12 protein-coding genes are annotated in these 14488 nt (G+C 37.9%); 11 read left to right on the top strand and 1 reads right to left on the bottom strand.

The window, feature by feature from the left end; translation table 11 throughout:
* The first annotated feature begins 343 nt into the window (after positions 1 to 343).
* From queA to RV04_RS07310, 9 genes are all read left to right on the top strand, one after another.
* Entirely contained in the window at positions 344 to 1375 is a 1032-nt protein-coding gene (gene queA, locus RV04_RS07345; RefSeq protein ID WP_071857827.1) for a tRNA preQ1(34) S-adenosylmethionine ribosyltransferase-isomerase QueA, read from the top strand.
* Between the two features lie 156 nt (positions 1376 to 1531).
* Entirely contained in the window at positions 1532 to 1978 is a 447-nt protein-coding gene (locus tag RV04_RS07340; RefSeq protein WP_071857826.1) for a MarR family transcriptional regulator, read from the top strand.
* 21 nt (positions 1979 to 1999) lie between these two features.
* The gene (locus RV04_RS13095; RefSeq protein ID WP_071857825.1) at positions 2000 to 2959 is read left to right on the top strand and encodes an aldo/keto reductase; all 960 of its coding nucleotides are present in this window, start codon (positions 2000 to 2002) and stop codon (positions 2957 to 2959) included.
* A 24-nt stretch (positions 2960 to 2983) separates the two neighbouring features.
* On the top strand, positions 2984 to 3604 hold the full coding sequence (locus RV04_RS13090; RefSeq protein WP_071857824.1) for an FMN-dependent NADH-azoreductase: 621 nt from the start codon (positions 2984 to 2986) through the stop codon (positions 3602 to 3604).
* Between the two features lie 142 nt (positions 3605 to 3746).
* Positions 3747 to 4319 carry a TetR/AcrR family transcriptional regulator gene (locus RV04_RS07325; protein WP_169818196.1) on the top strand — a complete coding sequence of 191 codons (573 nt, stop codon included), beginning with the start codon at positions 3747 to 3749 and terminating at the stop codon, positions 4317 to 4319.
* Positions 4320 to 4436: 117 nt separating this feature from the next.
* Positions 4437 to 5453, top strand: a complete 1017-nt coding sequence (locus RV04_RS07320; RefSeq protein ID WP_071857822.1) for an amidohydrolase family protein — start codon at positions 4437 to 4439, stop codon at positions 5451 to 5453.
* A 23-nt stretch (positions 5454 to 5476) separates the two neighbouring features.
* A complete protein-coding gene (locus tag RV04_RS07315; RefSeq protein WP_245791068.1) occupies positions 5477 to 6034 on the top strand; it encodes an alpha/beta fold hydrolase in 558 nt (185 codons plus the stop codon).
* Between the two features lie 30 nt (positions 6035 to 6064).
* Positions 6065 to 6310, top strand: coding sequence for a hypothetical protein (locus RV04_RS13540; protein ID WP_245791067.1), 246 nt, complete (start codon positions 6065 to 6067; stop codon positions 6308 to 6310).
* A 605-nt stretch (positions 6311 to 6915) separates the two neighbouring features.
* Positions 6916 to 9558 (top strand): cation-translocating P-type ATPase, encoded by a 2643-nt coding sequence (locus tag RV04_RS07310; protein WP_071857821.1) that lies wholly within the window; start codon positions 6916 to 6918, stop codon positions 9556 to 9558.
* Positions 9559 to 9626: 68 nt separating this feature from the next.
* Here the strand turns inward: RV04_RS07310 and adhE are convergent, their stop codons facing one another.
* On the bottom strand, positions 9627 to 12230 hold the full coding sequence (gene adhE, locus RV04_RS07305; protein ID WP_071857820.1) for a bifunctional acetaldehyde-CoA/alcohol dehydrogenase: 2604 nt from the start codon (positions 12228 to 12230) through the stop codon (positions 9627 to 9629).
* A 410-nt stretch (positions 12231 to 12640) separates the two neighbouring features.
* On the opposite strand from adhE, the gene tgt reads away from it, so the two are divergent.
* The gene (gene tgt / locus RV04_RS07300; RefSeq protein ID WP_071857819.1) at positions 12641 to 13786 is read left to right on the top strand and encodes a tRNA guanosine(34) transglycosylase Tgt; all 1146 of its coding nucleotides are present in this window, start codon (positions 12641 to 12643) and stop codon (positions 13784 to 13786) included.
* 85 nt (positions 13787 to 13871) lie between these two features.
* The gene (gene yajC, locus RV04_RS07295; RefSeq protein ID WP_071857818.1) at positions 13872 to 14228 is read left to right on the top strand and encodes a preprotein translocase subunit YajC; all 357 of its coding nucleotides are present in this window, start codon (positions 13872 to 13874) and stop codon (positions 14226 to 14228) included.
* The last annotated feature ends 260 nt before the right edge of the window (positions 14229 to 14488 follow it).

The raw sequence follows: 14488 nt of genomic DNA, 5'->3' as shown, positions 1-14488 counted from the left end.
ATAAAATAATCGAACAGCTAAATGTAACAAAGTGAACAGACTTATGATTTTAGTATGCAACAAGGGGAGATTAAAAACAAATAAATGGCATTTTTTAGTCACAATGACGAGGGTAAAAAAGTAGTTTTTGAATGTAAAATAACACTTTCATAAGATTGTATTTGTAGAAAACAGTTTTTTATACATGAAAAAAATGAGAATAAAAAACAAAATTGTTCAATTAGAGAAATTTTTTGATGAAAATTCCTGAAAGCCACAGTAGAAGTCTTAGCAAGTAAAACAGCGCGATGCTTTTCAAGGACAATACTCCATGATAGAATAGCGAAGGAAAAGAGGAGAAGCTATGTTAACGACAGAAGATTTTGATTTTGAATTACCCGAAGAACTAATCGCTCAAACCCCTCTAGAAAAAAGAGACAGTTCTCGTCTATTGGTGTTGGATCATCAATCAGGAAAAATAGAGGATAAACATTTTGATGCGATCATTGAAGAATTAAATGCCGGTGATGCATTAGTCATGAATGATACTCGTGTATTGCCCGCACGATTATATGGAGAAAAACCAGAAACCGGTGGCCATTTAGAAGTGTTACTTTTAAACAATACTCAAGGTGATGAGTGGGAAACGTTAATTAAACCTGCACGTCGAGCAAAAACAGGGACACAAATTGTTTTTGGCGATGGTCGATTAAAAGCAGTCGTAAAAGAAGAATTAGAACACGGTGGTCGTATCGTTGAATTTTCTTATGAAGGAATCTTTTTAGAGAATTTAGAATCATTGGGTGAGATGCCCTTGCCACCTTATATCAAAGAACGATTGGATGACCCTGAACGCTATCAAACAGTTTATGCAAAAGAAAACGGGTCTGCTGCAGCCCCAACAGCCGGGTTACATTTTACACCTGAATTGTTAGAAAAAATTGCTGCCAAAGGTGTTAAATTGGTTTATTTGACTTTGCACGTAGGGTTAGGGACATTTCGACCAGTGAGTGTGGATAATATTGCTGAGCACCAAATGCACAGTGAATTTTATCGTTTAACGGAAGAAGCTGCTGCTCAACTAAATGATGTTCGTTCAACTGGCGGAAAAATCGTAGCGGTTGGAACGACTTCGATTCGAACATTAGAAACAATCGGTACAAAATTTAATGGAGAAATCAAAGCAGATAGTGGATGGACAGATATTTTTATTACCCCAGGTTATGAATTTAAAGTCGTCCAAGCTTTTTCAACAAATTTTCATTTACCAAAATCAACCTTGGTAATGTTAGTTAGTGCCTTTGCAGGCCGCGAAAAAACATTAGCTGCTTATCATCATGCGATAGAAGCACGCTACCGTTTCTTTAGTTTTGGTGATGCAATGTTTGTAAAATAGAGATTAATGCCAGTGAGTATACTCACTGGCATTTTTTATTTTAGATAGTTGTAAATAATAAAAGTGGAGAAATAAGCCATTAAATTATTGACATAGTAAATCGGGTTGACTATAATATGGTAAATCCGATTTACTATTTTAGAAAGGAGCCCTTCAATGAACGCTGATACTTCTTTGATTGAGGCCATTGATAAGATTCATTTATTCAACCGACTTTGGTTAAACACTAAGAAAGATTTACCGATTCGTCCAAGTGAGATGAGTTTATTATTATTATTAATCGAAAAGAACGAACCTGTAATGCCGAAGACCGCAGCAGACAAATTAAAAGTAACCAAGCAAATGGTTACCACGATGTCTAACAAATTGCAACAAGCAGGTTATGTCGAAAAAGTAGCATCTACTAAAGATAAACGTAGTCATGGGTTGATTGCTACAACGAAAGGGCAGGAACTTGTTGAGCAACGGTACGAAGAATATTTTAAAATTGTCGGCTGGCTGCGTAAAGAAATGCATGAAGAATTTCCCACCTTCATTCGATTGTTGGATGAAGCAACTGAGATCCTTGAAGAGGGCGGTAGGCTTCATGGCTGTTTTGATTAAGTGAAAAGAGGAGTGATTTTAATGGATGCAACCAATTTTGGCCTAGGATGTATGGGGATGCAGTTAAAAGATAAGACTGAAAACATTGCTGTCATCGATACAGCCCTGGATAATGGCGTAACTTTTTTAAATACAGGTGATTTTTATTCATCTGGAGAAAGTGAAATGGTGTTAGGAGAAGCGTTGAAAGGCAAAAATCGAGCTAGCTACACGCTTTCAGTTAAATTTGGTGGTTTAATGAAGCCACAAGGTGGGATGTATGGGCTAGATGTTCATCCGGATCACATCAAAAATTATTTGACCCATTCTTTAAAACGATTGCAATTAGATTATATTGATCTGTACCAACCATGCCGGATCGATGGAGCAATTCCAATCGAAGAAACCATTGGCGCTATCTCAGATTTGGTCAAAGAAGGTTATGTCCGCAATATTGGTATCAGTGAAGTCGATGCTGAAACCTTGAGAAGAGCCAATAGTGTTCATCCAATCGAGTACGTAGAGATGGATTATTCATTGTTTAATCGCTCAATTGAGCAAGAACTATTGCCAACAGCCCATGAATTAGGAATAAAAGTTGTGGCTTTTGGCCTTTTAGCTCATGGGCTCTTAAAGGACAGCTGGACGAGAGAACGAGTGTCTCAAATGACTCAAACTGATTTTGCACCAACGGGGATTTTTGAAAAGCAGAATTTGAGACGAAATATTGAATTGATTGAAGATTTACGCATAATTGCCCAAGAAAAAAATGTAAGCATTCCACAATTAGCTTTTGCATGGGCAGAAACAAAGAATCCAGCAATGCTTTCATTGATTGGTGCAAGTCGAAGAACAAGTTTTGAAGATTCTTTCAAAGCTCGAAACTTGATGCTTACGGATACAGATATAAATAGAATTGAAGCGGCTGTCCCAGCAGATAAAATTGCAGGCAACAGCATGCGGAACATTAAATTTTTGAATGGAAAAATGATTTTAAAATAATTATGTAGAAAAAGAGGAACAGTAATGACGAAATTATTAGTAGTAAAAGCACATCCATTAACAGCAAAAGAATCACGATCAGTTTTTGTAGCCGGAGAATTTTTGACAAGCTATCGTCAAGCCAATCCGCAAGATGAAATTGAAGAACTTTCACTATATTCTGATTCGATCCCATTAGTAGATAAAGATATTTTAACAGCCTTCAGTGCGTTAGCTCAAGGAACCTTATTTACTGAGCTAAGTACTGCGCAACAAGCAAAATTAGCACGTTTTGATGAATTGACAGCACAATTTATGACAGCAGACAAAGTCGTGATCGTTAATCCTATGTGGAATTTAAGTATCCCACCAATGTTAAAAGCATGGTTTGATACAATCATGGTCGTTGGAAAAACCTTTAAATATACTGCAACCGGTTCGGTGGGATTATTAGCTAACAAGCCAATTCTGCATATCCAAGCAAACGGAGGGACCTATAAAGGTGAAGATTTTGGAGCAAAATATGTTCATCTAGCAATGAGTTTTATGGGTATCACTGATGTACAAGATCTATTCGTTGAAGGAATGGACCATAACCCTGAACTTGCCGAAGAAATCGTTGCTGAAGCAGTTAAAAAAGCACAGGAATTAGGAAAAACTTTTTAATTATAAAGTTGGATGAGCCGCAATTTAATTGCGGCTTTTTGCATTCTTAAAACACAAAGCCAGCAATGATGCATTTTATTCGTTTTTTGCACCAAATTTTATTATTGTGAAAGTATCAATCAAGCGACGGGAGAAGATGTCTTTGGACAAACGACAAGTAAAAAGCCAGCAACGTTTAATGAGAGCCTTGGCAGATTTATTAACCAGTGGAAAAAAGTTAGATCAGGTTTCAATCAAAGCAATTGTAAATCAAGCCCAAGTTGCTCGCTCAACTTTTTACCGTAATTTTGATAGCAAAGATGATTTTTTGGATTGGGTCATTTCAGAGATCGAAACTGGCATTCTTGAAGCAGTTCAGATGGAGCATGGTGAAATCGTTGAGGAGCCTTTTAAAAATTATTTTCGGTACTTATATCAACAACGAGAATTTATTAAAGCCTTTGTCAGCTATCTAAATTGGCCATTTCTAACTGAAAAAATGTTTTTAACAGCTACTAATTTATATGAAAAAGAATTGAGGGGAAAACAAACTATTATTTCAGCGACGGATTTAGCTAATTATATCGTCGGAGCACATGTCCAAGTTTCACGGGCCTGGCTCATGACTGCTGACCCACGTTCGCCAGAAAAAATGGCCACAGTTTTAACTACTTTAACAAGAGATAATCTCTTAAAAGGCTTTGGAATCGAGCGACTGATCAGTTTACCAAAATAAATGAAAGATACGGGACACTTATCGCTTTTTTGTGCTTCAAATGGGTCGTTTTCAGCAGTATGATTACCTCGTAGTCAAGTAAAGCCTTTAGATAAAAATTTCAAGGAGATGCACAAGATGAAAGTTATTACTGTTGAAGAACATTTTACAACACCAGAGGCAATGGCGGTCATTCAAAAATACAATGCGAGCTTACCCAATCAAGCAGAGTTTAAACAATATCAACAAGATATGAACGCGGGGATGCTAGGAGCCACACCAGCTCCAGGTTCGATGACCGATGTTTTAGACGAACGCATTCGCTATATGGATGAGCAAGGAATCACCATGCAAGTACTATCAGCTGCGGGAATCACACCACAATTATTACCTGCAGAATTAGCTATTCCCGCTGCGCGAGAATTGAATGAAGCCCTAGCTAAAAATATCGAACAAAAACCAGATCGTTTTATCGGATTAGCAACATTACCTTTAAAAGATCCCGCAGCTTCTGTTGAAGAACTGGAATATGCGGTAAAAGAATTAGATTTAAGAGGCGCTTTGATTAGCGGGACAATCGATGGTCGTTTTGTAGATGAACCAGAGTTTTTCCCAGTATTCGAAAAAGCCGCAGAATTGGACGTACCGATATATATTCATCCTGGGTATCCAACAAAAACCGAAACAGACGTGCTCTACAAGAGTGATTCTTATTCAGCAGCTGTAAAATCAATCTTATCAACACCAGCATTTGGCTGGCATATGGAAGCTGGTATTCAAGTCGTTCGATTGATTTTTTCTGGCATCTTTGATCGTTTGCCGAACTTAAAAATTATTTCAGGTCATTGGGGTGAATTCGTACCGACCTTTTTAAACCGCATCGATGATATAACTGATCCTGTTGAAACGGGTTTGAAAAAACGTTTTTCAGAATATTATCGAGAACATATCTATATCAATCCAAGTGGTATTTTCGAATACGATCAACTACTTTTCAATCTTAATCGGGTTGGAGCGGACCATATGATGTGGGGAGAAGATTATCCATTCGTGAAAACGGATCAAGCAGGACGTTTTATTGAAAATGCACCGATCAGTCCTGAAAGCAAAGAAAAAATAGCTCATGAAACAGCTGAAAAATTATTCAAATTATAATGAACATAGAAGGAGTGTTTTAAATGTCAATTTTATCTGTTGATGGCGCGAATATTTCATACAACGTAGTAGGCCATGGTCCAGCATTGATCTTTGTTCCTGGAGCGAATGGAACAGGGGACATATTTGCTGGAGCTGCTGAATTTTTAAAAAATGATTTTACAGTCATCACATATGATCGTCGTAATTACGGGTCGAGTGAATTAACCAAACCAATTCCAGAAGAAGCTAAAAATAGCGACAGCACTTATCGTATCCAAACAGATGCTGCTGATATTGCTGCTTTAGTTGAACAGGTTGCGAAAGAGCCCACTTATATTTTAGGATCAAGCTCAGGTTCAATTGTTGTGATGGAGACATTACAAGAGTATCCAGAAATTTTCAAAAAGGCGCTATTCCATGAATCACCAATTAATGTTTTTCTTGAAGACAAGGAAGGTGCTCAAGCAGATAATGCTGCGGTAGTTGAATTAGCAAATCAAGGGAAATTACCAGAAGCAATGATGCATTTTGCCAAAGATATGAATATCGGTGAATTGGACCGCCAAATGATGATGAATCCACCAGCTAATTTATCTTAAGAGCAAGCCAAAGAATCACTACGTCAACGAATGTTCTGGATCAATTACGAAATTCGACAATATACAAGCCGTGAAATTGATTTAGCAACATTTAAGAACAATCATGATAAAGTGGTTCTTTTAAATGGAACTGATTCAGGCAATTCTTTCCCTTGTAGCGTAATGAATCAATTGTCAGTAGCGATCGATGTACCCATTACTATGATTCCCGGGGGTCATTTGGGCTATGCTCAAAAACCTGAAGGCTTTGCGGAAGTAATCAAAGAACAAAAATAAGGGAAGAGTGAGTTGCTCCGCGGAGTAACTCACTTTTTTAATTAAGAGTAAAATAAAAAAGCCAGGCTCTCGATAAGCCTGACTCTTAGTATCTCGGAAGGATTAAATCATTCGAATTTATATACTACTTTATTTAATGGTACATGCAAAGTATTACATGAATTTCTTGACTATAAACATAAATCTTGTTCTTACTACATTTTCACGATATTCAGTTTTAAGAAACTTTCTTAATTACGTATCTTTTTACTTGTGTGTTTGATTGTACTACTCAACCTTTGATACGCATTCACTATTTATAAGGAAATACCTTACACATACACAATGAACAACTTACAGGTGAATCTGGTATTACTAACAACTTTATTGTTTACTTTCTTTCTACTACCTTTATCGAGAAATCCTTCGAATGATTTAAGTTCCTCCTTCCTTGTATCTATAATATAGCATATTTAGCTATTTAATGAAAGCGTTTAGCATTGGTTATTTAATAAAAAATATTTGTTTATTTAAAGTTAAATATTGCTGGATACTTTGAACTGTCTCTCTTTTGTGTGTTATAGTAATAACATAAGAAATTTTTTATAACTTAAAGGAGGAATGGGATGAAACCCTACAAAGAAACAGGAGATACTGTAATAAGTGAATTTGACGCTAATTTAGAGAGTGGATTATCACAATCACAAGTTGATGAAAAAATAAAAAATAACGGTAAAAATAAATTTGAAGAAGCACCGAAAGAATCATTAGTTAAAAAGTTTTTTCATAGCCTCACTGATTTTACAACAATTATTTTGTTAGTAGCAGCAGTGATTTCATTATACACTGCGATTGCAACCGATCATGGGGACTATTTTGAGAGTTTCTTGATTATTGCAATTGTCGTGATCAATTCTGTCTTAGCCATCGTACAAGAAGGCAATGCTGAAAAAGCATTATCGGCTTTACAAGATATGAATAAGCAGACGGCTAGCGTATTGCGAAATGGGAAACAACAAGAAGTTGATGCAGAAGATTTAGTTCCAGGAGATACTTTATTGCTGGAATCTGGTTCGATGATCACGGCAGACGCGCGTATTATTGAAGCGTCGCAATTGCGTGTCGAGGAATCTGCATTGACTGGCGAAAGTGAACCTGTAATGAAAGATCCTGAATATGTTGGGGAAGAAGATGCAGCATTAGGTGACCGAATAAACATGCTTTATAAAGGTTCAACAGTTGTAAATGGTCGCGGAAAAGCAATCGTCACTGCAACCGGTATGCAGACTGAGATGGGTAAAATCGCTGGCCTGCTAAATGATGATGAAAATCAAAAAACACCTCTGCAAAAACGATTAAATCAATTAGGCAAACGAATTAGTTTGATCGCTTTAGCAGCTGCGGCTTTTGTCTTTTTCATTGGAGCGATGCAAGGTGAACCGATGCTGGATATGTTTATTACATCGATTTCCTTAGCGGTGGCAGCAGTACCTGAAACACTAACGGTCATCGTAACCTTGACCTTGGCTTTTGGTGTCCAAAAAATGGCCAAGAAAAATGCGATTATTCGTAAGTTGCCTGCAGTAGAAACATTGGGATCAGCAAATGTAATTTGTTCAGACAAAACCGGGACGTTGACCCAAAATAAAATGCGGGTTCGTCGTGTATGGACCCATGGTGATTCCGTAGTAGATACTGAAGAAGGAATGACGGATGAAGCGATGGAAGTACTAACTACTGCGGCTTTATGTACGGACGTAATCGTTGAAAATGATGACAATGAATTGGAAATCAAAGGAAATCCTACCGAAGTTGCTATCGTTCGTGCCGTAGAAGAAAATTATCATACCAAGCGTGAGTTAGAAGAGAAATATCCACGAATCGGAGAAATTCCTTTTGATTCAGAGCGTAAGATGATGACGACTGTACATAAACGTGGGAAAAAATATATTTCGATCACAAAAGGTGCCTTCGATGTGTTGCTTCCTAAATTTCATTATGGGGATGTCGATCAAGCGGCTATTGTAAATGATCGCTTTGGTAAAAAGGCGCTACGAGTTATTGCGGTAGGTTATGCGATTCATGATGAAGAGCCCAAAGAAATCACTTCAGCAGCCTTAGAAAAGAATTTACGTTTAATGGGTTTGATTGGAATGATCGATCCACCAAGACCAGAATCAAAAGAAGCAATCGCTCGGGCTAAAAAAGCCGGAATCAAGACAGTTATGATCACGGGAGATCATGTCGTCACTGCGGGTGCGATTGCCAAAGAATTAGGGATTATGAAGAGTCGAAAAGAAGCAATTTCAGGTGCCCAATTACAAAAAATGACGGATGATGAATTAGATGGAAAAGTCAAAGAACTATCCGTTTATGCTCGAGTGACACCAGAAGATAAGATCCGAATCGTTAAATCATGGCAGCGAACAGGTGCCGTAGTTGCGATGACAGGTGACGGGGTCAATGATGCACCGGCCTTGAAAGCAAGTGATGTTGGTTGTGCAATGGGGATTACTGGAACGGATGTCGCTAAAGGTGCCGCGGATATGGTTTTAACAGACGATAATTTTGCAACGATTGTAGATGCAGTTGCACGGGGGCGTTCTGTGTATCAAGGCATTCGAAAAGCGATCAATTTCTTGTTAAGTTGTAATATCTCAGAAATTTTTATTGTAGTTATTGCTATGTTATTAGGTTGGGGCGCCCCATTTACAGCAGTGCAGTTGCTCTTTGTGAACGTAGTGGCCGACGGCTTGCCAGGGTTTGCTTTGGGTCGTGAACCAGCAGAAGCTGGGATCATGGACGAAAAACCAATTCCAAGAGATGAAGGGATCTTCGCCCGTGGATTATGGCAAAAAATTGGCTTAAATGCGGGAGTCTTTACAATCGTTACATTGATTGGTTTTTATATTGGCGCTTTTGTAAATAATGTCAGCTACTTTACGCCAGCAAGTTTTGAAGTAGGTCAAACAGTGGCTTTTCTAGTTTTAGCCTATTCATCGATTTTACATGTTTTCAATGTTCGTAGTAGTAAATCGATTTTCAAAATAGACTTAGCGACGAACAAGTCATTGGCAGAAATGGCTTGGTTGGCAATTGGAATTACGACACTCATTGCGTTGATTCCAAAAACCCAAGAATTGTTTTATCTTGTGCCAATCAGTATGAATCATTGGGTGATTGCGATCTTCCTTTCAATTGTACCGATTATTGTGAATGAACTGATCAAATTCCACAAAGCACCAGAAGTAGATACAGAAACGATTTAATCAAACCAAAAAACCTTCGATGAATAATTTTCATCGAAGGTTTTTTAGTCGCTATGATACGAAATGGATTATGCTTTGTAGTCGTAACAAGTAACGATAATTTCTTTTAGTTCGCTGATCAAAGGTTCTTTAGGATTAGCTGTTGTACACTGATCTTCATAGGCCAATTCTGCTAAGTGATCTACTGTCGCCGCCACTGTTTCTTTGGTCACACCCTGGGCTTTTAGATTCATTTCAATCCCCACGCTCACCCCTAAGTCATAGACAGCTGTAGCAAGTGCTTCAACTAATTCTGCGGTTGTATTCCCTTCTAATCCTAAGAAGCGAGCAATGTCAGCATAATCAGCGTCTGCACGGAAATAATCATATTTAGGGAACATCGCATGTTTTTGCGGATCTTTAGCGTTGTAACGAATGATGTGCGGCAATAAAATGGCATTTGTGCGACCATGAGGAATACCGTATTCACCGCCAATTTTATGCGCGATTGAATGACAAATACCTAAGAAAGCATTGGCAAAAGCCATCCCTGCCATGGCTGAAGCATTATGCATTTTTTCGCGGGATATTTCATCCCCGATCTTCACTGATTTTTCAAGGTAATCAAAAACGATCTTGATCGCTTGTAAACTCAAACCACGGGTATAATCAGAGGCCATGACGGAAACATAAGATTCAATCGCATGAGTCAATACGTCCATTCCTGTATCTGCGGCAATCGATGCAGGCAAGGTCAGAACAAATTGTGGATCAATGATTGCTACGTTCGGTGTTAATGCATAATCAGCTAATGGGTATTTCACGTGTGTCTCACTATCTGTGATTACAGCGAATGGTGTTACTTCTGCACCTGTGCCAGAAGTAGTTGGAATGCAGACTAATTGTGTTTTCTCAGGTGCCTTAATTCCATAAGTTCGTTTACGGATATCTAGGAATTTTTGTTTTGCGCCAAAGAATGAAGTATCAGGATGTTCAAAGAACATCCACATGCCTTTAGCGGCGTCCATTGCAGAACCGCCACCAAGAGCGATGATCGTATCTGGTTGGAAGTTAAGCATCATTTCGAGTCCTTTATAAACGGTATTCGTTGATGGATTGGGTTCGACATCAGAAAAAATTTCTACTTTTACATCATTTTGTCGTCTGCCTAAAGCCTCTCTAACAATATCCGCATAACCAAATTGAACCATTCCTGGGTCGCAAACGATCATTACACGTTCGACATTTTCCATCTGCGTTAGATATAATAAAGAATTCTTTTCAAAATAGATTTTTGCTGGAAGTTTAAACCATTGCATGTTTTTTCTCCGTTTCGCTACCGTTTTGATATTGATCAAGTCTAGCGCAGACACGTTATGAGAGACTGAATTTTTTCCGTATGAACCACACCCTAAAGTTAACGAAGGAATCAATTCATTATAGATGTCACCAATGCCGCCTTCAGAAGAAGGGGAGTTTACTAAAATTCGACAAGCTTTCATTCGTAAACCGAAATTTAATTCAACCGATTCATCTTCTGTATGGACGACTGCCGTATGACCTAGTCCACCTAACGCTAACATCTCTTCACATAATTTAAAACCATGTTCAGTATTTGATGACTGTACCATTGCTAAGACTGGTGATAGTTTTTCACGTGAAAGAGGATACTCTGTACCCACACCAGCTAATTCAGCAACGAGCATCTTCGTCCCTTCAGGAACAGTGATTCCCGCCAAATCAGCAATCGCTTTTGCTGAATACCCTACAATTTTTGGATTAACCGCATACTTACCTTCATTCATTACGACATCTTCTAATTGACGAAGTTCATTTTTCTTAACGAAATATACTTGATGGGCTTGAAATTCTTTTTTTACTTCTGCATAAATTTCTTTATCCACGATCACTGCTTGTTCCGAAGCACAAATCATTCCACTATCAAATGTTTTTGAGACAAGTAAATCATTGACAGCACGTTTGATATTTGCCGTTTTTTCAATATAAGAAGGAACATTCCCCGGACCTACACCTAGAGCGGGTTTGCCTGTAGAGTAAGCAGCTTGTACCATAGCGCCACCACCAGTAGCTAAAACAACTGCGATCCCAGGGTGGTTCATCAACCCTTGAGTGGCTTCAAGTGAGGGCGTTTCGATCCATTGGATACAATTTTCGGGAGCTCCGGCTGCGATCGCCGCATCGCGTACGATTCGAGCAGCTTCTGCCGAACACTTTTGTGCACTAGGGTGAAAGGCAAAAATAATCGGGTTCCGTGTTTTCAAAGCAATCAGTGACTTAAAGACAGTCGTTGAGGTCGGATTAGTTGTCGGTGTGACGCCACAAATGACACCCACGGGTTCAGCAATTTGAAGTACGTGTTTTTGTTTATCTTCAAAAATCACACCAGCTGTTTTGTCATTTTTGATACTATTCCAAATATATTCAGAGGCATACATATTTTTGATCGCTTTGTCTTCCACAACTCCACGTCCGGTTTCTTCTACGGCCATTTTTGCCAACATCATATGTTTGTCTAAGGCAGCCATAGCACCCTCATGGACGATGTGGTCTACTTTTTCTTGTGTAAAAGTGGATAAAATTTTTAACGCATTAGTTCCTTTTGCAGCCAACTCATTAATGCTGCTGTCAACACTAATAGCTTCCTTTTGGTTCTTTTCAGCTGTTTTAACCATGTTGTTCCTCCTAGTATTTTTTTAACGCCTTAATCATAAGTGGTACATTTGCAAATGTAAACGCTTTCTATTAATAAAGATTTATTTCACAATGGTTGTTTATTACTAGTGTAAAATGAGAATAATTGAAAAATACATCTATTTTAAAAATTTTTTTCAAAATATGTTGCTAGTATCACTGTTTGGTTTTATAAAATAAATAGGCATTCACACGGATTGAGATAATTATTTAACTATTTTGCTAAAAAAATAAAAGATGAATAAGATTGTATGTTTATGATCAAAAGATTACGGACTTCTTTTAATAAGCGTTAAGGTATCAAAGCAAATTTGCAAAAGCTACTTAAAACCAGTATCATGGTACTCGTTGCAAACTAATACATAACATATAAAAGAAAGTAGGAAATTAAATGACTGAACCTGCCATTTCTTATCGCTTAATAAAGAAAGAAAAACATACTGGTGCCCGTTTGGGTGAAATCATCACACCGCATGGAACCTTTCCAACACCGATGTTTATGCCAGTGGGAACATTAGCGACGGTTAAAACGATGTCGCCCGAAGAATTGAAAGCTATGGGTGCAGGAATTATTTTGAGTAACACGTATCATTTATGGTTACGACCTGGGGAAGATCTGGTTGCAGAAGCGGGTGGATTACATAAATTCATGAATTGGGATCAACCAATCTTAACAGATTCTGGTGGTTTCCAAGTCTTCTCATTAGCAGATATGCGTAATATCGTTGAAGAGGGTGTCCATTTCAAAAATCATTTAAATGGTTCAAAGATGTTCTTATCACCTGAAAAGGCCATTGATATCCAAAATAAATTGGGTTCAGATATTATGATGAGTTTTGACGAATGTCCGCCATTTGATGAAAGCTATGACTATGTAAAGAAATCAGTTGAACGTACATCGCGTTGGGCAGAGCGAGGCTTAAAAGCTCATGCGAATCCATCGACGCAAGGCTTATTTGGTATTATCCAAGGAGCTGGTTTTGAGGATTTACGTCGTCAAAGCGCCAAAGAACTAGTTAGCATGGATTTCCCTGGTTACTCGATCGGTGGTCTATCCGTTGGGGAACCAAAAGAAGAAATGAATCGTGTCCTAGAATTTACGACACCATTGATTCCGGAAAATAAACCACGCTATTTGATGGGGGTTGGGGCAGCAGACTCATTGATCGATGGTGTGATTCGCGGAGTGGATATGTTTGACTGTGTCTTGCCGACGCGTATTGCTCGAAATGGAACATGTATGACTTCAGCTGGGCGTTTAGTTGTTAAAAATGCTAAGTATGCACATGATTTCCGACCATTAGATGAAAAATGCGATTGTTATACGTGCAAAAACTATACACGTGCGTATATCCGTCACTTGATCCATTGTGATGAAACGTTTGGTATTCGTTTAACTTCTTATCATAATTTGCATTTCTTGATCAATTTGATGAAACAAGTCCGCCAAGCAATTATGGATGATAATTTATTAGAATTCCGCCAAGCCTTTTTTGAAGAATATGGTTTCAATAAACAAAACGCAAAAAGTTTTTAAAGGATAATTAAAAAAGCTAGTGAAACATTAAAAATTTTGTTACAGTTAATAATGGAATTACTATGAATGCGAGGGGAAATTTAAAATGGGTAACTATTCGATGGTCATCTTACTTGTTTTGATGTTGGGAATGTTCTTTATGATGAATCGTTCTCAAAAGAAACAACAACAAAATCGTCAAAATGTTTTAGATTCAATGAAGGCTGGAGATAATGTCGTAACGATCGGTGGATTGCACGGTGTCGTTCATGAAATGAATCCAGAAGACAAAACAGTTACTTTGGACTGCGAAGGAATCTATTTAGTATTTGATCGTGCATCAATCAAAAATGTAGAGACAGGTACGACAAAAACTGCAGCTCCAGTGGAAACGCCAAGTGTGGAACCAAAAGTAGAAGAACCAACCGAAACAATTATTGAAGACAAACCTGAAGAAAAATAAAGAAGAATTTTTCTGATTTTATAAGCGACTGGGAGAAAAGTAGACAAACTTTTCTCCCAGTCGCTTTTTTTTTAGAGGTTTCAATTATTGTGAAAAAAATATCATTTGTTGATATTGTATTTAGTTAAGTGGGAAGAGTAGCAAGTAATAATCATCCTCTATTAAAACGGTGTTTATCCTGTTGAATATCGGTGTGAAAAAAATCACAAAAAAGTTCTTTACAAATTGAAAACGCTGTTGTATGATATCTATGTGAAAAG

The sequence above is a fragment of the Enterococcus hermanniensis genome (assembly GCF_001885945.1).
Lineage (GTDB): Bacteria > Bacillota > Bacilli > Lactobacillales > Enterococcaceae > Enterococcus_A > Enterococcus_A hermanniensis.
This window is presented reverse-complemented; position numbering and strand designations above follow the sequence as displayed.